Origin of the sequence: Comamonas squillarum (assembly GCF_025309455.1) — a bacterium.
Classification (GTDB): Bacteria; Pseudomonadota; Gammaproteobacteria; order Burkholderiales; family Burkholderiaceae_C; genus Comamonas; species Comamonas squillarum.
Window position 1 is genome coordinate 898,937 of the sequence record NZ_CP104377.1, and the last position, 16,756, is coordinate 915,692.

Below are 16,756 nucleotides of genomic sequence, written 5' to 3' on the forward strand. Positions count from 1 at the left end.
CTGGGCGCCACAGGCTGGGGAGCGCAGGAGGGGCTTACTGGATCACGCCGCAGCCCAGACGCGCGCCGGAGTTGCCGGTAGGCTGGGTGGTGTAGTCGTCCTTGTCCTTGTGCACGACCACGGCGCGGCCCTTGATGTCGCTGGGCTTGCCGGTGCCGATCGACAGGTCCTTGGTCTCCCAGACCAGGAACGCGGTGCCCGCGGCATCGGCCATCAGGCTGGGCAGATCGCCCACATGGGCTTGCGGTCCGGCCTTGCCATGCTGGTGGCCGTTCGGGTTGTAGTGGCCGCCGGCGCTCATCGCATCGGGCGAGGAGCAGTTGCCGTTCTCATGCACATGGAAGCCATGCTCGCTGCCGGGCTGCAGGCCCTTGACCTGGGCCATCACGCGCACGGTGTCGCGGTTGACCTCGTAGACGCGGAAGTAGCCGCTGATGTTGTTGCCTTCGGTAGGGTTGATCGTGGCCTCGGCAATCGGGGTGGCGCGGTCGGTGGTGGCGCAGGCGCTCAAAACGGCGGCCACGGCAGCAGCGGCTGCGAGTTTGGCGATAGATGGGATGCGTTGAATCATGCGAACTCTCCTGGTGCCTTGTATTAAAGGGTTGTCACAAGCCACCGTTTTTAGCATGCGTGCTGGGCCTGTTTTGTAGTCTGATGGCTAGCAATCGAGGCGGCATGCTTACTGCGGGGGCAGCGTTGTCAGCCGCCTGGCGACCAAATCCCAAACCGCTTGCGCAGCAGCGGGCAGGCTGCGCTGGCGGCGCCGCACCAGCATGATGGCCCTTTGCACCTGGGGCCGCAGATCGCGCACCTGCAGGCTGCTCAAACCCTGGGCCGGGATCGCCAGGCCCGGCATGATGCTGATGCCGATGCCCGCCTCGACCATGCGAAAGGCGGTGGTCACATGGCCGACCTCTTGCACGACGGGGCTGTGCTCGGGCCCGCAACCGCTGGCCAGCAGCGCGGCGTCCATCAGGCGGCGGCTGCCCGATGCATGGTCGAGCAGCACCAGCGCTTCGCCGCGCAGCTGGTCCCAGCGCAAACTCGTCGCATCCTGCGCCTGCTGCACCAGCGCGTGCCCGGGCGGCAGCACTGCGACAAACGGGTCATGCAGCAGATTGATGCAGTCCAGGTCACCCAGCTCGGGCGGCTCCACCACCAGCCCAAAATGCACATCGCCGCTGCGCACCTGGGCCAGCACTTCTTGCTGCAGGCGGTCCACCAGCTGCAGCTGGACCTGCGGCAGCTCGCGGTTGCAGGCGGCAATGCAGGCGGGCATCAGCGCGGCAGACAAGGTCGGGCTGCTGGCCATGCGCACCTGGCCGCGCGCGGCGTGGCCCACATCGGCCACTTCGGCCAGGGTATCGGCCAGCTCCTGCAGCAAGGGTGCGGCTTTTTGGGCCAGCAGCTGGCCGGCATCGGTCAGCAGCACCTCGCGCGTGGTGCGGTCCAGCAGCCGCACATGGAGCTGGCCCTCCAGCTCGACCATCGCGCGGCTCACGGCCGACTGGGTCAGGCCCAGGGTCTGGCCGGTCTGGCTGAAGCTGCGGCACTGGGCAACGCAGAGAAACACCTGGAGCTGGCGGAGGCTGACATGCATGGCTGGAAGGGTGATGGGGATATATATGACTTTAAATCATTAATCAATCTTATAAATTAATTTTACTTTCGCTAGAGAACGGCGTCCAATGGCGCTCATGAAATTCCGTCCCGACAACTTCACCCTGATGCTGGTGGCTACCGTGCTGCTGGCCAGTTTTTTGCCTGCCACCGGCCAGGTGGCGAGCAGCTTTGAGACCTTGACGACCGCCGCCGTGGCCTTGCTGTTCTTTCTGCACGGCGCCAAGCTCTCGCGCCAGGCGATTCTCGCGGGCATCATGCACTGGCGACTGCACCTGTTTATCGTCGGCAGCACCTTTGTCGTGTTTCCGCTTCTGGGCTGGGCGCTCAAGCCGCTCTTGACGCCATTGGTCTCGCCCGAGCTGTATGTGGGCGTGATGTTCCTGTGCGTTCTGCCGTCCACCGTGCAGTCCTCGATTGCGTTTGTGTCGATGGCGCGCGGCAATATCCCGGCGGCCATTTGCAGCGCTTCGGCCTCGACCTTGCTGGGGGTGTTCATCACGCCGCTGCTGGTGAGCGTGTTTGTCACCGCCCATGGTGCCAGCGGCTCCTTGGTCGATGCGGTGGTCAAGATCCTGCTGCAGCTGATGCTGCCTTTTGCCCTAGGCCATCTGCTGCAGCGCTGGGTGGGCCCGTTCATCAAAAAGCACGGCAAGCTCACCAAGGTGGTGGACCAGGGCTCCATCTTGCTGGTGGTCTACACCGCCTTCAGTGCCGCCGTGGTGCAAGGCATCTGGCGCCAGGTGTCGGTGACCACCTTGGTGGGCCTCTTGGTGATCAGCGCCATCATCCTGGCACTGGCCTTGCTGCTGACGACCTTCCTCTCGCGCCGCCTGGGCTTTAGCAAAGAGGATGAAATCACCGCCGTATTTTGCGGCAGCAAGAAGAGCCTGGTCAGTGGCGTGCCCATGGCCAAGGTGCTGTTTGCCAGCAGCACCGTGGGCATGATGGTGCTGCCGCTGATGCTGTTCCACCAGATGCAGCTGATGGTCTGCGGGGTATTGGCCGCCAAGTATGCCAAGCGTGCGCAGCAGCTCGAGGGTGACAAGGCCATGGGCACAGCGGCTGCGGGCAAGTAAGTCACAGCGAAAGCCATCAAAAACGGGCCGGGCGCATCAAGCCCCGGCCCGCATCACTTCAGCGCCGGGCTGAAGCGGATGCTGTATTTCTCCAGCGCAGGGCCCACTTCCAGTTGCATCGTGCGGCGCTTGGCCGCGGGCTTGCCACCGGTCACCTGGGCCGTAATCACGATGCCTTTGCCATGGGCCTTGCAGCGCAGCTCCTGCAAGCCCAGATCGGCGTTGTCGTCGTTGATCTCGGCAAAGCCCTGGGTATGGGCGGCCACCCCGCGCCAGTGGGGCGTTTCTTCGGGCTGGTTCATCCACTGCACAAACAAATAGGCCTGGCCGTTTTGCTCGCCCTGCACCACGCGGTAGGGCTGCTCCGCCTTGTTGCTGCCCTGGTTGCGGTTGCCGCACAGCTGTACGCTGGTGACGCTGTCGCTCACAGTGAACCGGTTGGCACGGACTTCTGCCGCCTGGGCGCTGAAAGAAGAGGCCAGGGCAGTGCAAAAGGCCGCCAGGCTGGCAAATTGGCACAAAGTGCGGTAACGCATGGGATCCGTCGCTAAAGGGGGAGTGGGTGCGGCGTTCGCCCGGAATGGCACTGCGCTGCGCACCCACAGGGCAACCATCATAGGCCTGCACCAGACTGCTCCAGCGCAGATAACGGGGCGGCAGCGGCAAATTTGCGCAAAACATCGCAAGCGATTGCAATCAAGCCGGGCTTGGGTTTTCAGATTTTTTCAGCGCGGCCATCGCCTCTGCCAGCCGTACAATGCTGAGCGGGCCGCAGCCCTCGGCTTCGTTGCTGACGGTGACATAGGCCGCTTGCCCCTTGCCGCAGACGCCGGCCAAGGTGCTCGCCAGCAGGGCCAGCGTCGCGGGGTCAGGCTGCTGGATGCGGTCAAACGGCGCCAATTGCTTTTCGGCATCGGCATAGCCATAGGGGCCAAAGACGGGGTTCACATTCCAGCGGCATACCAGCGGGCCGGGCCACAGCGCGCGCAGCAGCGGCAGTTGCTCGGGCAGGCGCGGCATCTTGGCATGCAGGCCCAGGCAGTAGGTCGCGCCGGTCTGGCGCAGAATCTGGGCCAGCTGCGGGGCGATGTCGGGGCGCAGCCAATCGGCATCGCGCACTTCAAAGGCCACAATGGGCCGGCGCTCTGCCGGCAATCCGGCCAGCTCCGCCTGCAGGGCCAGCGCCAGTTGCTCCAGTTCCGCCAAGGTGGGCTGCAGGTTCAGCAGCCGCCCCAGCGGCAGGGGGCTGAGCTGGAACAGCAGCACGCCGAGCTTGTCCAGCAGCCCTTCGCAGGCGGGCCGCACATAGCTGGCAAGGGCCAGCTCCACATTCAAAAAGGCTGGGTTGGGCTCTTTCCCGTGGCCTTCTTCACTGCGCACCTGGGCATCGCAGACGAGCGCCGGCGCCTTGACGACAAAGCGAAAATCTTCTGGCACCTGGGCGGCATAAACCGCGTACTCGGACGCTGCCAGCGGCCGGTAAAAGCTGCGGTCAATGCTGACGGTGCGCAGCAACGGGTGCTCGGCATAGGCGTTCAGGCCGCGCTGCGCAAGAATGCGCTCGCTGTAGGCCTTGTCCCAGACCAGGCCCTGCCAGCCAGGGTAGGACCAGGATGAGCCGCCCATGCGCAGCAGCGCAGGCAGGGCGGGGGCCAGGTCCTCCCCCAACAAGGGGTATGCGGCACCGACGGCCTGCGCACGGCTGCGCGTTTTGACGGCAGGAGCGGGTGGAGTGGCGGCTGGAGGAGGGGCGGCTTCGCTGTCTTGCGCGTTGGCGGGCGGCGCCGCTGGGGTGGCTGCAGCAGCAGCCGGCGCGGGCTCGGCGCCAAACAAATCCAAATTCAGGTCATGGTCAGAGGACATCGCGTCCCAGTATGCCATTGGCGGCAGCTGCCCGCCCGATTGGCATTGTTTGACGATTGGCGCGCAAAGCCCGCCTTGAGGCGCCACCCCAGTGCAGCTGTCCTGCCGATCGCTATAAAAATTACATTTTTCAAATCCGGCAACTGTTCAAATCCCCAGTGGCTGCCAGCAGCTATGGCACACTGACTCTTTTGCCAGAGAAGCATTGGAGCGAGCGTAGAGCATGCAAAAGATCATTGCGCAGATTGCAGCTGAGCTGAAGGTTGCCGAATCGCAGGTGACGTCGGCCGTGGAATTGCTGGACAGCGGGGCGACGGTGCCCTTTATTGCCCGCTACCGCAAGGAAGCCACCGGTGGTCTGGATGACACCCAGCTGCGGGATTTGGCCGAGCGCCTGACGTATCTGCGGGAGCTGCAGGAGCGGCGCGAGACGGTGCTCAAGGCCATTGACGAGCAGGGCAAGCTGACCGATGCGCTGCGCCTGGCCATTGCCCGCGCGCCCACCAAGCAGGAGCTCGAAGACATTTACCTGCCTTTCAAGCAAAAGCGCCGCACCAAGGGCCAGATCGCCAAGGAGTTTGGCATTGAGCCGCTGGCCGACAAGCTGTTTGCGGACCCGAGCCTGGACCCGCAGCAGGAAGCCCGGGCCTTTTGCAAGCCCGCCACCGTGCTCGACGATGGCAAGCCCGGTCCGGATTTCTCGACCCCGCTGGCGGTGCTCGATGGCGTGCGCGACATCCTGTCCGAGCGCTGGGCTGAAGACCCGGCACTGGTGCAAAAGCTGCGTGAATGGCTTTGGGCCGAAGGCCTGCTGCGATCCAAGAAGGTCGAGTCCAAGAACGAAAACGACCCCGAGGTCGCCAAGTTCCGCGATTACTTTGACTACGATGAGCCCATTGGCCGCGTGCCGTCGCACCGCGCGCTGGCCGTGTTCCGGGGCCGCGCGCTCGAAGTGCTCGAGGCCAAGCTGGTCCAGCCCGAGCTGCAGCCTGGCGTGGCGCCCGAGCCGGGCCAGCCGAGCCTCGCCGAGGGCAAGATTGCGCTGCACCTGGGCTGGAGCCATGCCAAGCGAGCCAGCGATGATTTGATCCGCAAGTGCGTGGCCTGGACCTGGCGCGTCAAGCTCAGCCTGTCGACCGAGCGCGATCTGTTCTCCCGCCTGCGTGAAGACGCCGAAAAAGTAGCGATCAAGGTGTTTGGCGACAACCTGCGCGACCTGCTGCTGGCAGCGCCTGCCGGCCAGCGCGCCGTGCTGGGCCTGGACCCGGGCATCCGCACCGGCGTGAAAGTCGCGGTGGTCGACCCTACCGGCAAGCTGGTGGACACCACCACCGTCTACCCGCACGAGCCGCGCCGCGACTGGGACGGTTCCCTGGCCGTGCTGGCACGCCTGGTGGAAAAGCACCAGATCAACCTGATTGCGATTGGCAACGGCACGGCCAGCCGCGAGACCGACAAACTGGCCGCCGACCTGATCCGCATTGCCGAGAAAGCGGACAAGAAGATTGAAAAAGTGGTGGTGAGCGAGGCGGGCGCGTCGGTCTACTCGGCCAGCGAGTTTGCTGCGCTCGAGATGCCCGATGTCGATGTCAGCCTGCGCGGCGCGGCCTCGATTGCCCGCCGCCTGCAGGACCCGCTCGCCGAGCTGGTCAAGATCGACCCCAAGAGCATTGGCGTGGGGCAGTACCAGCACGATGTGAACCAAAGCGAGCTGGCCCGCCAGCTTGACGCGGTGGTGGAAGACTGCGTGAACTCGGTGGGCGTGGACCTGAATACGGCCTCTGCCCCACTGCTCAGCCGCGTCTCCGGCCTGTCGGGCACGGTGGCCAAGTCGGTGGTGCGTTGGCGCGATGCCAATGGCTCGTTCAAGAACCGCAAGCAGCTGATGGATGTGGCGGGGCTGGGCGCCAAGACCTTTGAGCAGGCAGCAGGCTTTTTGCGCATCCGGGGTGGTGACAACCCGCTGGACATGACCGGCGTGCACCCGGAAACCTATGCGGTGGTTGAGCAGATCATTGCGACGACGGGCAAGCCGGTGGACCAGCTGATGGGCCGTGGCGAGGTGCTCAAGAGCCTCAAGGCCGAGCGCTTTGTCAGCGAGAAGTTTGGCGCGCTCACGATCTCGGACATTCTGGGTGAGCTGGAAAAGCCCGGCCGTGACCCGCGCCCCGACTTTGTCGTGGCCCGCTTCAACGAAGGCGTGGAAGACATCAAGGACCTGCGCGAAGGCATGACCTTGGAAGGCACCGTGAGCAACGTCGCCCAGTTTGGCGCCTTTGTGGACCTGGGCGTGCACCAAGATGGCCTGGTCCACGTCAGCCAGATGAGCTACAAGTTCATCGAAGATGCCCGCGAAGCCGTCAAGACCGGCCAGATCGTCAAGGTCAAGGTACTGGAAGTGGATGTGGAGCGCAAGCGCATCAGCCTGACGATGAAGCTGGACGCTGCGCCCCCACGCCGCGATGGCCCACGCGACAACCGCTTTGAAGCGGCTGGCCGTGGCCAGGGCGGTGGCGGCCGGGGCGGCTACACGCAGCCCGCACGCGCCAACCAACCTGCGCAGCAAAACGCCATGGCCTCGGCTTTTGCCAAGCTGCAAGGCCTCAAAAAATAAGCCCAGGCCTATGGCCTGCGCGAACCGCAAGTGCCATCCGGCCTTGCGGTTTTTTGTTGACTGCGGTCAGCGCTCCAAAAAGCGGCCAAAGATGACATCTTCCATCCCGGAAATTGGATCTAATAGCAGCTTGCGTATCCCACCCCTCTGAGCTCTGCACCCCATGCCACCCGACCACCCCGCGCCCGATGATGAGCCTGTAGCCCAGCCTGTTCCCGGGCCCAAACGCTCACAGCGTGCAGAGCTGCGCGAAACGGGACGCAGCAGCGGGCGCTCAGCGGGGCGCCGCCGCGCCGGGCCGTCTACCCAAGACACACTGGCGCCGCTGTTGGCGATCGTGCCCGGTTTGCGGCTGATGGTGGGCATGGTCATTGCGGCGGTGGTGATTCTGGGCCTGTATGTAGGCCGGGATGTGCTGCTGCCGGTGGCCCTGGCAGCGCTGCTGGGCTTTTTGCTGGACCCGGCGGTCAGCCGGCTCAAGCGTTGGGGCATGCCCCGGGTGCTTTCGGTGGCGCTGGTGATGGTGCTGGCCTTGGGCGCGCTGGGTGCGGGCGCCATCTATGTGGGCGGCCAGGTCACCAGCCTCAGCGCCGAGCTGCCCACGTACCAAAACACCATTCGCCAGAAGCTGCGCCATGTCAAACCTTATTTCAATGGCCCGGGCGTCTGGGACGGCGCCGTCAAGGTGCTCAATACCGTGGAGACGGAGATCGGGCAGGGCGATGCGCGCACGCGCCGGGTGCAGAAGGTGGAAGTGCAAGAGCCCACCGTCAAACCCATTCAAAAGGCGCTGGAGCTGCTGAGCAAGGTGGCTGAGCCGCTGGCCACCACCGGCATCGTGTTCTTGTTTGTCGTCTTGATCTTGCTGGACCGCAGCGGCCTGCAGGACCGGCTGCTGCGCCTGATGGGCCCCAACACCCATATGGCGTCGGACGCGCTCGACGATGCCGCCACCCGCATTGGCCAGTATCTGCGCATGCAGCTTTTTGTGAATCTGAGCTATGGCGTGCCGATGGCTTTGGGGCTGTGGTGGATTGGTGTGCCTGGCGCAATTCTCTGGGGCATCTTGGCAGCGGTGCTGCGCTTTGTGCCCTATATCGGCCCGATGGCGTCGGCCGTGTTCCCGCTCACGCTGGCCTTTGCGGTGGACCCGGGCTGGAGCCTGCTGCTGTGGACCTTGGCCTTGATCCTGCTTTTGGAGTTGCTCAGCAACAACGTGATCGAGCCCTGGCTGTATGGGGCCAGCACGGGCTTGTCGACCTTGTCCATTATTTTGGCAGCGACCTTCTGGACCGCGCTCTGGGGGCCCATCGGCCTGATCTTGTCGACGCCGCTGACGGTCTGCCTGCTGGTGCTGGGCCGCTATATTCCGGGCATGGGCTTTTTGGAGATCTTGCTGGGCAGCCAGGCCGTGTTTGACCCGCCCGAGAAACTGCTGCAACGGCTGTGGCGTGGCGATGTGGACCAGGCCATTGACGTGGCCTCGGAAAATATTGACCAGGCGCTGTCTCCCAAGCCCAGCCAGCATGAACAGGCGTTGGCTGTCACCCAGTTCTATGACCAGGTGGCCGTGCCGGCGCTGCTGATTGCCGCGCAGCAGTACCGCCATTCCGCCAGCCCGCCGCAACGCCAGCGCCTTTCAGAGGCCGTGGCCATGCTGCTCAGTGGCCTGCAGCGCCACTACCGGCCCGCGGCGCTGACCCCAGTTGCCGAAGGCCAGCCACCGGCACAGACCGTGGTCTGCGTGGGCATGCAGTGGGATATTGACCGGCATGCCGCCACGATGGCCGCCCATGCGCTGCGGCTGCACGGCGTGGACAGCAGCACCCGCGCGGTGTCGATCGAGACGGTACTGCGCCAGGGCGATCTGTCCCTCTATGACGGCGTGCGCCATCTGTGCATCTGCAGCTTTCACTCCAACCCGCTGGGCAAGCTTAGCCAGATGTGCGAGAGCCTGCGCTTGCGCTGCCCGCAGCTGCACATCACCGTGATGCTGTTGGGCGCCCCGGGGCGCGGACCCTTGCGGCCTGCAACGCTGGGCAGCATGCAGGCCGATAGCGCCGCTTACCGGATCAGTGACCTGACGGCGCTGGTGGTGGATGAAGAGCCATCGGACAAGGATGCTGCCTGACGAGCGCGCTTTGGCAGGCAGGCAGTAATAGGCGCCCCCAAGCCCGGCAGAGCAGGGCGGTTGTCCATGGTCTGGGTGGCAGCGATCAGTCGCTGAAGGGCTGCGCCCCCAGCGCACCGATCACATGGTCGACAAAGCAGGTGATGCGCGAGGCCAGCGCCGTATTGCGGTAGTACACCGCATGGATGGACTGGCGCACATCGAGCAGCTGGTCGCCGAACAAGGTCACCAGCTGGCCGCTGTCGCGGTCCGCCCGGGTCATGAAATCCGACAGACAGACGATGCCAAAACCCGCCAAGGCCATATGGCGCAGCGTCTCGCCGCTGGAGGACGCAATCGCGGGCTGGATGCGCAGCAGCTCGCCGCTTGCATCACGCAGCGGCCATTCATTGAGCGAATCGGGCTGGGTAAAGCCCAGCAGTACATGCTGCGCCAACTGCTGGGGGCTGCTCGGGGTGCCATGGCGCGCCAGATAGGCCGGGCTGGCCAGCAACCGGATGCGGCTGATGCCCACCGGCCGCGCATGCATGCTCGAATTCTTGAGCGCACCAATGCGAAAGGCGACATCGCTGCGCTTTTCGATCAGATCCACAATGCCTTCGTGCGAGTGCAGCTCCAGCTCCACCTCCGGGTATTTCGCGCGAAAGCTGTCAACCAGCGGCACCAGCACATGCAGCATAAAGGGCGTGGCAGCATCCACCCGCAGGCGCCCGGCGGGCCGCACACGCCGGGCGGCCATCAGCTCCTCGGCCTCATCGACGGACACCAAAATCGCGCGTGCTCGTTGCAGGAAGGCGCTGCCTTCTTCGGTCAGCTCCAGGCGGCGGGTCGTGCGGCGCAGCAGGGTGGTTTGTAGCTTTTCTTCCAGCCGGCCCAAGGTGCGGCTGGTGGCGGACACCGTCTGGTCCAGCAATTCGGACGCTGCGGTGATCGAGCCGGTATCGACCACGGCCACAAAGGCCTGCAATTCATCGAGCGTGGTCTTCATTGTTGCCCTGGCGTCAAAAGATTTTGGTGGCAATGGTACTTAATCTGCAAATAGTAGCAGGGCACACTAGAGGCTATGAAGTCTTCCGCTGTTTTGTTCGCCTTGGCCATTGGTGCTTTCGCCATTGGCACGACCGAGTTTGCCCCGATGGGGCTTTTGCCTGTTATCGCCCAGGGCGTTGATGTCAGCATTCCGACCGCCGGTATGCTGGTGTCGGCCTATGCCGTGGGCGTGATGCTGGGCGCGCCGGTGATGACCTTGCTGTTCAGCCGCTTTGGTCGGCGCGCCGCGCTGGTCACCTTGATGCTGATCTTCACCGTGGGCAATCTGCTCTCGGCACTGGCCCCCGGCTACACGACCTTGATGCTGTCGCGCCTGGTGACCAGCCTCAACCATGGCGCTTTCTTTGGCATTGGCGCGGTGGTGGCAGCCAGCGTGGTGCCCAAGGACAAACAGGCCAGCGCCATTGCTGCGATGTTCATGGGGCTCACGGTGGCCAATATTGGCGGTGTGCCCGCTGCCACCTGGATCGGCCAGCAAGTGGGCTGGCGGCTGGCCTTTGCCGGCACGGCCGCGCTGGGCCTGGTCACCATTGCCGCGCTGTGGATGGTGCTACCAAAGGGCGAGGCCGGCACACGCCCTGATGTGCGCCGCGAGCTCAAGGTGCTGACGCGACCTGAGGTGCTGCTGGCCATGGGCACCACGGTGCTGGGCGCCGGCTCCATGTTCACGCTCTACACCTATGTGGCCCCGGTGCTGACCGAGATCACCCATGCCAGCCCCGGCTTTATCGCCTTTGCGCTGGTACTCATTGGCCTGGGTTTCACCATCGGCAACAGCCTGGGAGGGCGCCTGGCCGACTGGTCGCTCGATGGCGCCACGCGCCTCATCCTGCTGGCCCTGGCGCTCATCATGGTGGTATTGCCTTGGGCGCTGACCACCCATGTAGGCGCCGGCATCGGTCTGGTGGTGTGGGGTGCGGCTGCCTTTGGCATGGTGCCCCCGGTGCAGATGCGGGTGATGCAGGCCGCTGCTGAGGCGCCCGGCCTGGCCTCATCCGTCAATGTGGGCGCCTTCAATCTGGGCAATGCCGTGGGCGCGGCCTTGGGGGGTGCCGTGATCGGACAGGGCCTGGGCTACGGGGCCGTAGCTTGGGCAGGTGCGGCGCTTGCCGCCGGCGGGCTGGGCCTGGTATTGATTCAGGGCCGCATGCGCCGTGGTCAGGCTGGTGCTGCAGCGGCGGCTAGCAATATCTAAACATTGCTATTTGGGCCAAAGGCTCCTCGTGCAGACCACAGGCTGCGCGAGGGGCTTTTTTGCTTTCTAGGCCTGGTGAAGCCGCGCACGGAGTGGGTAGGGCTTGATAGTTGATATTTCTTCAAAAGAATATTGTTGATCCAGGGCTTTATCTGCAAGGATGAAAAGCGCAAACTGGTTGCCAATGCGATGAAGACTTGGTTGGAGATCCAAGCGCTGCAGGTCTGCCGCACCTGTCTCTATCTGTATTTTTTCCAAGGAGTTTTTCATGTCTATTCCTCGATTTGGCGTTGGTACTTTCCGTCTGCAAGGGCAGGTGGTCGTCGATTCCGTGCGCAATGCACTGGAGCTGGGCTACCGGGCGGTCGATACCGCGCAGATCTACGGCAACGAAGCCGAAGTGGGCCAGGCTATGGCCGACAGCGGCGTGGCGCGCGAAGAGCTGTTTGTCACCACCAAGATCTGGACCGACAACTACAGCCAGGCCAAGCTGGTTCCCAGCCTCAAGCACAGCCTCAAAAAGCTGCGCAGCGACTATGTGGACCTGACCCTGATCCACTGGCCCGCCCCCGGCAATGGCGTGGAATTGCAAGAGTTCATGACGGCACTGGCAGAAGCCAAGGCCCAGGGCCTCACGCGCCAGATCGGTATTTCCAACTTCAATATCGAGCTGACCCGCCAGGCTATCGCTGCTGTCGGAGCAGGGGAGATCGCCACCAACCAGATCGAGCTCAGCCCCTACCTGCAAAGCCACCAATTGACGGCCTTTCTCCAGGAGCAGGGAATTGCTGTGACCTCGTACATGACCCTGGCCTACGGCAAGGTGCTGAAGGACCCGGTACTGGCCGAGATCGCCAGCAAGCACCAGGCCACCGTCGCCCAGGTCGCCCTGGCATGGGCGCTGCAGCTGGGTTACGCCGTCATCCCGTCTTCCACCAAGCGCGAGAACCTGGCCAGCAACCTGCTGGCCCAGCAGCTGGTGCTCGATGCCGAGGACATGGCCCGCATTGCGCAGCTGGAGCGCAATGGCCGCGAAGTCAATCCTGAGGGGCTGGCTCCGATCTGGGATTGAGGCGGTAGCCGCATTTGCCTGCATGGGCGCTTGGCCGCTTTGCAGCAAACGCGCTGCGTCCAAAGGCGGGATGGTTCTGCAATCTGGCCCATGCTATGGGGTCACCGCCGGTTCCATATCCCTCTCTCGCGCAAGCACAAAGCCGTATTGCTCAACCAACTGGCGCAACTCGGCGATAAAGCGCTGCGCCAGCTGGGACATGGGCTCGAATTTGTGATGCACCAAATTGGTTTGCAATACCGGTGCATTCCTCAAGGGGCGCACCATGACGGGTCGCGAGGCATGCCAGCTGCGCACCGAGAATTCATCGACCAGCGCAATGCCCACACCCATCTCGACCATCGATCCCGCATTTTGCGGCGAGCCCACCTCCACCACTTCGTTGGGCTCCAGCTCCATATCCTGGCAGTACGCCGTCACGCGCCGACCCATCGGCGTGTCGTGTCCGTAGCCAACCATGGGCCATTGCATCAAGTCCTCGGGGGTGACTTCTTCTTTCTCGCACAGTGCGTGGTTGGCCGGCATGATGCACACCAGGCGGTTGGTGCACAGCGGCGTGATGTCGAGATTCGGGTGCTCAATCGCTGAGCTGATCACGCCAAGATCGGCCTGGTGGTTCAGCAAGCGCTCGCGAATCTGCTCGTGGCCGTGGCAGGCAAAAGTCATCTTGCAATCGGGAAACTGCTGGCGAAAACTGGCGACAGCCTGCGGAATAAAGCTTTGTCCAATCGAGGGGCCCGAGACCAGGTTCAGAATGCCGGTGCGGTGCCTGGCCAGGTCGCCTGCCAGGTCGTTGACGCGCTGCACCGACTGGTAGACCTGCTCGACCTCGCCAATCAGGCGGCGCGCCTCCGGCGTGGCAAACAAGCGCCCTTTGATGCGCTCAAACAAAACAAAACCAATGCGCTGCTCGGTGTAGGCCAGCAGACGGCTGACGGCCGGCTGGGAGACAAACAGGATTTGCGAAGCGCCCGCAATGCTGCCGGTGCTCATCACGGCGCGGAATACCTCAATCTGGCGCAAGTTCAGTGCGGCCATTGTGGTCCTTACTAGTCAAGGTGACTACAAAAGCGGCCAAGGTGCTGGGAGACTGCACAGAGCAGGGCGCCACCAGCAAGCCTTAACCTCATGTTAATCAAGACCGACATTTCAGCAATTTCTATGCCACGCGAATACTCGTAAATTGCAGTCATTCCAATTTGTACGAGGCGCGCTCATGTCATCGGCCATTTACGTCGTCAACCCCAACAGCAGCTTAAGGGTCACCCAAGGAATTGATCTCGCGCTCTCGCCGCTGCGCATGCCTGGAGGGCCGCGCTTCGTCAGTGACTGGCTGCCAAGCGGCCCGCCCGGTGTGCAAAGCCAACAGGATGTCGATGGCGTGGCCATGCTCCTGGTGCAGCATTGCCTGGCCTTGCCGGATGACTGCGCAGCAGTGGTGATTGCCTGCTTTAGCGACCCCGGCCTGTACGCCGTGCGCGAGGCCATGCAGCCGCGTGGCGTGCCGGTGCTGGGCATCAGCGAGTGCGCGATGCTGACGGCCCTGTCGATGGGCCAGCGGGTGGGCGTGATTGCGATTTTGGAAACCTCGATAGCCCGCCATATGCGCAACTACGGTGCGATGGGCATCAGCAGCCGTATTGCTGGCGAAGCTGCAATCGGCCTGGGCGTAACTGAATTGGCCGACCAGGAACGCACGCTCTCGCGCATGGTGGAGGTGGGGCAGCGCCTGGTGCGCGAGCAGGGCGCGAACGTGCTGGTGATGGGCTGTGCAGGCATGGCCTCTTACCGCGATGCACTGGCTGAAGCCTCTGGCGTGCCGGTGGTCGAGCCCACCCAAGCAGCTGCTGCGATGGCCTTGGGCCGTGCGCGGCTGGGCTGGTAGGCCACTGCTCGCCACCCTAGCGGCATGGGCACAAGCCCTTGCACCCTTTTTCCCCTTGGATTGACTTTGATGGCTTGACCTGGGCGTGCGCTGCGCTGCCGTGTCACACCAGGCCTGTTTGTTTTCCTAGCACTTGAGTTCTACAACTATGAAGCGTCTTATTACCGTGGCTGCCGCCCAGCTGGGCCCTATTCAAAAAGCCGAAGGCCGTGACTCGGTCGTCGCACGCATGGTGCGCCTCGTAGAGCGCGCCTACCAGCGCGGCGCCAATGTGGTGGTGTTCCCCGAGCTGGCCTTCACGACCTTCTTCCCACGCTGGTATGTCGAGGACCTCGACCAGGCTGACAACTGGTATGAAGAAACCCTGCCATCGCCCGCCACCCAGCCGCTGTTCGATGCAATCAACCGCTACGGTATCACCTGCTACCTGGGCTACGCCGAGATCGCCCACGAAGCCGATGAAACCGGCGTGCTGCGCAAGCGCCGCTTCAACACCTCGGTGGTGATTGCACCGTCGGGTGAGGTCATTTTGAAGTACCGCAAAATCCACCTGCCCGGTCACAAGGAGTTCTCCACCATCCGCAAGGTGCAGCACCTGGAGAAGCGCTATTTTGAAGTGGGCAACCTGGGCTTTCCGGTCACCCGCGCGCCTGTAGGTGAAGTCGAAGGCGTCAACATGGGCATGCTGATCTGCAACGACCGCCGCTGGCCAGAATCCTGGCGTGAGCTGGGTCTGCAGCAGGTGGAACTGGTCATGCTGGGCTACAACACCCCGGCCGTGAACCAGGAAAACCGTGGCTTTGAAGCCCACCACCTGCGCAACTTCCACTCGCAATTATCGATCCAGGCCGGTTGCTACCAAAACGCCACGTTTGGCGTGGGCGTGGCCAAGGCGGGCAATGAAGACGGCTTTGAGCTGATGGGCCACTCGATCATCGTCAACCCGCAAGGCGAGATCATGGCGATGGCTACCAGCTGGGACGACGAGCTGGTCGTGGCCGACTGCAACCTCGCGATGTGCGAGTTGGGCCGCACGACCATCTTCAACTTTGCGCAGCACCGCCGCCTCGAAGCCTACCAGCGGCTCACCAACCAAACTGGCAGCACAGCGCCTGCGGTTTGGCAGCCCCAAGGCGCTGCCGTCGCCCAGGAGCAGAACTAATGAATGCGCCCAGCCTGGCCGAGCTGCCCAGCAGCATCCAGCATGAGCTGTTTGGCGTAATGCGCGTGCCCACGTTTGCCGATGTTGAGTTGGCCGCCGAGCGCATTGCGCCCTATATACGCCGCACGCCACTGCTGTTTTCGCGCAGCCTGAGCGAACGCACGGGTGCACGCATCTGGCTCAAGCCCGAATGCCTGCAAATCACCGGTTCCTTCAAGCTGCGCGGTGCCTTTAATGCGATCTTGTCGCTCAGCCAAGCGCAGCGCCAGAACGGCGTGATCGCGTACTCCACGGGCAACCACGGCCAGGCGATTGCCTGGGCCGCTGCCACGCTGGGCGTGCAGGCGACGATTGTGATGCCCGCTGATGCGCCCAAGAACAAGGTCAAAAAGGCGCTGGAGCAGGGCGCCAAAGTGGTGCACTACGACCGCATGACGCAAAGCCGTGAGGAGATCGGCATGCAGTTGCTGGCCGAGACCGACGCAACCCTGATCCCACCGGGCGACTTTCCCGAAGTGCTGGCCGCCCAAGGCACGGTCGCGCTCGAAGCCTTGCAGGACTTGCCTGCCGATGACCTGGCGCAACTCGGTCTGTTTGCCGCCCCCTGTGGCGGTGGCGGCATGATGGCGGGCTGCAATCTGAGCCTGGCCGCCTTGAGCCCGCAGACCCGCTGCGTCGCCGTGGAACCGGCTGCGTTTGATGACACCGTGCGCTCACTGGCCAGTGGCACGCGCCAGAGCAATCCCCAATCGGCCGATTCGATTTGCGATGCCTTGCAGGCCGTCACACCGGCCGAGCTGCCTTATGCGATCAATGGCCTGCGCCTGAGCCAGGCCGTCAGCGTCAGCGACGCCGAGGTACTGGCTGCCATGCGTTTTGCCATCGAAGACCTGCGCTTGGTGGTCGAGCCCGGCGGCGCAGTGGCTTTGGCAGCCTTGCTCGCAGGCAAGTTGCCGCTAGAGGGCCAAAGTGCAGTGGTTGTGCTGTCAGGGGCCAATGTCGACTTGCCTTTGCTCAGCCAGGCCCTGGCTTGATGCCATCTGCCACGTCCCGAGCGGGCCTGCTCTGCGTTCCATGCATTCGCC

General features: G+C 63.7%; 15 protein-coding genes. 8 read left to right on the plus strand and 7 right to left on the minus strand.

What is annotated here, in order from left to right; genetic code table 11:
- Nucleotides 1-34: 34 nt before the first annotated feature.
- Together N4T19_RS04245 and N4T19_RS04250 are read right to left on the minus strand one after the other, a co-directional pair.
- Nucleotides 35-571, minus strand: a complete 537-nt coding sequence (locus N4T19_RS04245; protein WP_116925626.1) for a superoxide dismutase family protein — start codon at nt 569-571, stop codon at nt 35-37.
- Nucleotides 572-679: 108 nt separating this feature from the next.
- Nucleotides 680-1,600: a LysR family transcriptional regulator gene (locus N4T19_RS04250; protein ID WP_260719546.1), complete on the minus strand. Its 921-nt coding sequence runs from the start codon at nt 1,598-1,600 to the stop codon at nt 680-682.
- Nucleotides 1,601-1,688: 88 nt separating this feature from the next.
- Here N4T19_RS04250 and N4T19_RS04255 point away from each other — a divergent pair, with 88 nt between their 5' ends.
- Entirely contained in the window at nt 1,689-2,699 is a 1,011-nt protein-coding gene (locus N4T19_RS04255) for a bile acid:sodium symporter family protein (protein WP_260719547.1), read from the plus strand.
- A 53-nt stretch (nt 2,700-2,752) separates the two neighbouring features.
- Here N4T19_RS04255 and N4T19_RS04260 read toward each other — a convergent pair whose 3' ends face one another.
- Together N4T19_RS04260 and N4T19_RS04265 are read right to left on the minus strand one after the other, a co-directional pair.
- Nucleotides 2,753-3,235: a hypothetical protein gene (locus N4T19_RS04260; RefSeq protein WP_260719548.1), complete on the minus strand. Its 483-nt coding sequence runs from the start codon at nt 3,233-3,235 to the stop codon at nt 2,753-2,755.
- Between the two features lie 160 nt (nt 3,236-3,395).
- Nucleotides 3,396-4,562: a DUF72 domain-containing protein gene (locus N4T19_RS04265; protein WP_260719549.1), complete on the minus strand. Its 1,167-nt coding sequence runs from the start codon at nt 4,560-4,562 to the stop codon at nt 3,396-3,398.
- Between the two features lie 223 nt (nt 4,563-4,785).
- Here N4T19_RS04265 and N4T19_RS04270 point away from each other — a divergent pair, with 223 nt between their 5' ends.
- Both N4T19_RS04270 and N4T19_RS04275 read left to right on the plus strand, forming a co-directional pair.
- Complete coding sequence (locus N4T19_RS04270) at nt 4,786-7,176, plus strand: Tex family protein (RefSeq protein WP_182341267.1); 2,391 nt, start codon at nt 4,786-4,788, stop codon at nt 7,174-7,176.
- A gap of 163 nt (nt 7,177-7,339) precedes the next feature.
- Nucleotides 7,340-9,307, plus strand: coding sequence for an AI-2E family transporter (locus N4T19_RS04275; protein WP_260719550.1), 1,968 nt, complete (start codon nt 7,340-7,342; stop codon nt 9,305-9,307).
- An 85-nt stretch (nt 9,308-9,392) separates the two neighbouring features.
- Here N4T19_RS04275 and N4T19_RS04280 read toward each other — a convergent pair whose 3' ends face one another.
- Nucleotides 9,393-10,295, minus strand: a complete 903-nt coding sequence (locus tag N4T19_RS04280; protein ID WP_260719551.1) for a LysR family transcriptional regulator — start codon at nt 10,293-10,295, stop codon at nt 9,393-9,395.
- Nucleotides 10,296-10,370: 75 nt separating this feature from the next.
- Here N4T19_RS04280 and N4T19_RS04285 point away from each other — a divergent pair, with 75 nt between their 5' ends.
- Nucleotides 10,371-11,552, plus strand: coding sequence for an MFS transporter (locus N4T19_RS04285; RefSeq protein WP_260719552.1), 1,182 nt, complete (start codon nt 10,371-10,373; stop codon nt 11,550-11,552).
- A 66-nt stretch (nt 11,553-11,618) separates the two neighbouring features.
- On the opposite strand, the gene N4T19_RS04290 is transcribed toward N4T19_RS04285, so the two are convergent.
- The gene (locus N4T19_RS04290) at nt 11,619-11,822 is read right to left on the minus strand and encodes a hypothetical protein (protein WP_260719553.1); all 204 of its coding nucleotides are present in this window, start codon (nt 11,820-11,822) and stop codon (nt 11,619-11,621) included.
- Between N4T19_RS04290 and dkgB the strand changes: the two genes are divergently transcribed.
- Complete coding sequence (dkgB, locus tag N4T19_RS04295) at nt 11,821-12,624, plus strand: 2,5-didehydrogluconate reductase DkgB (protein WP_116925634.1); 804 nt, start codon at nt 11,821-11,823, stop codon at nt 12,622-12,624. The genes N4T19_RS04290 and dkgB overlap by 2 nt on opposite strands.
- 93 nt (nt 12,625-12,717) lie before the next feature.
- On the opposite strand, the gene N4T19_RS04300 is transcribed toward dkgB, so the two are convergent.
- Entirely contained in the window at nt 12,718-13,662 is a 945-nt protein-coding gene (locus N4T19_RS04300) for a LysR family transcriptional regulator (protein ID WP_116925635.1), read from the minus strand.
- A gap of 178 nt (nt 13,663-13,840) precedes the next feature.
- Between N4T19_RS04300 and N4T19_RS04305 the strand changes: the two genes are divergently transcribed.
- From N4T19_RS04305 to N4T19_RS04315, 3 genes are all read left to right on the plus strand, one after another.
- Nucleotides 13,841-14,509 carry an aspartate/glutamate racemase family protein gene (locus N4T19_RS04305; protein WP_116925636.1) on the plus strand — a complete coding sequence of 223 codons (669 nt, stop codon included), beginning with the start codon at nt 13,841-13,843 and terminating at the stop codon, nt 14,507-14,509.
- A 148-nt stretch (nt 14,510-14,657) separates the two neighbouring features.
- Complete coding sequence (locus tag N4T19_RS04310) at nt 14,658-15,671, plus strand: N-carbamoyl-D-amino-acid hydrolase (protein WP_260719554.1); 1,014 nt, start codon at nt 14,658-14,660, stop codon at nt 15,669-15,671.
- A complete protein-coding gene (locus N4T19_RS04315; RefSeq protein WP_243419303.1) occupies nt 15,671-16,705 on the plus strand; it encodes a threonine ammonia-lyase in 1,035 nt (344 codons plus the stop codon). The genes N4T19_RS04310 and N4T19_RS04315 overlap by 1 nt, the downstream gene beginning before the upstream one ends.
- Nucleotides 16,706-16,756 lie beyond the last annotated feature (51 nt).

What these genes read in the sequence shown, in the direction of transcription:
- N4T19_RS04245 (WP_116925626.1), bottom strand. Translation starts at nt 571, where the DNA reads ATGATTCAACGCATCCCATCTATCGCCAAACTCGCAGCCGCTGCTGCC.
- N4T19_RS04250 (WP_260719546.1), bottom strand. Translation starts at nt 1,600, where the DNA reads ATGCATGTCAGCCTCCGCCAGCTCCAGGTGTTTCTCTGCGTTGCCCAG.
- N4T19_RS04255 (WP_260719547.1), top strand. Translation starts at nt 1,689, where the DNA reads ATGGCGCTCATGAAATTCCGTCCCGACAACTTCACCCTGATGCTGGTG.
- N4T19_RS04260 (WP_260719548.1), bottom strand. Translation starts at nt 3,235, where the DNA reads ATGCGTTACCGCACTTTGTGCCAATTTGCCAGCCTGGCGGCCTTTTGC.
- N4T19_RS04265 (WP_260719549.1), bottom strand. Translation starts at nt 4,562, where the DNA reads ATGTCCTCTGACCATGACCTGAATTTGGATTTGTTTGGCGCCGAGCCC.
- N4T19_RS04270 (WP_182341267.1), top strand. Translation starts at nt 4,786, where the DNA reads ATGCAAAAGATCATTGCGCAGATTGCAGCTGAGCTGAAGGTTGCCGAA.
- N4T19_RS04275 (WP_260719550.1), top strand. Translation starts at nt 7,340, where the DNA reads ATGCCACCCGACCACCCCGCGCCCGATGATGAGCCTGTAGCCCAGCCT.
- N4T19_RS04280 (WP_260719551.1), bottom strand. Translation starts at nt 10,295, where the DNA reads ATGAAGACCACGCTCGATGAATTGCAGGCCTTTGTGGCCGTGGTCGAT.
- N4T19_RS04285 (WP_260719552.1), top strand. Translation starts at nt 10,371, where the DNA reads ATGAAGTCTTCCGCTGTTTTGTTCGCCTTGGCCATTGGTGCTTTCGCC.
- dkgB (WP_116925634.1), top strand. Translation starts at nt 11,821, where the DNA reads ATGTCTATTCCTCGATTTGGCGTTGGTACTTTCCGTCTGCAAGGGCAG.
- N4T19_RS04290 (WP_260719553.1), bottom strand. Translation starts at nt 11,822, where the DNA reads ATGAAAAACTCCTTGGAAAAAATACAGATAGAGACAGGTGCGGCAGAC.
- N4T19_RS04300 (WP_116925635.1), bottom strand. Translation starts at nt 13,662, where the DNA reads ATGGCCGCACTGAACTTGCGCCAGATTGAGGTATTCCGCGCCGTGATG.
- N4T19_RS04305 (WP_116925636.1), top strand. Translation starts at nt 13,841, where the DNA reads ATGTCATCGGCCATTTACGTCGTCAACCCCAACAGCAGCTTAAGGGTC.
- N4T19_RS04310 (WP_260719554.1), top strand. Translation starts at nt 14,658, where the DNA reads ATGAAGCGTCTTATTACCGTGGCTGCCGCCCAGCTGGGCCCTATTCAA.
- N4T19_RS04315 (WP_243419303.1), top strand. Translation starts at nt 15,671, where the DNA reads ATGAATGCGCCCAGCCTGGCCGAGCTGCCCAGCAGCATCCAGCATGAG.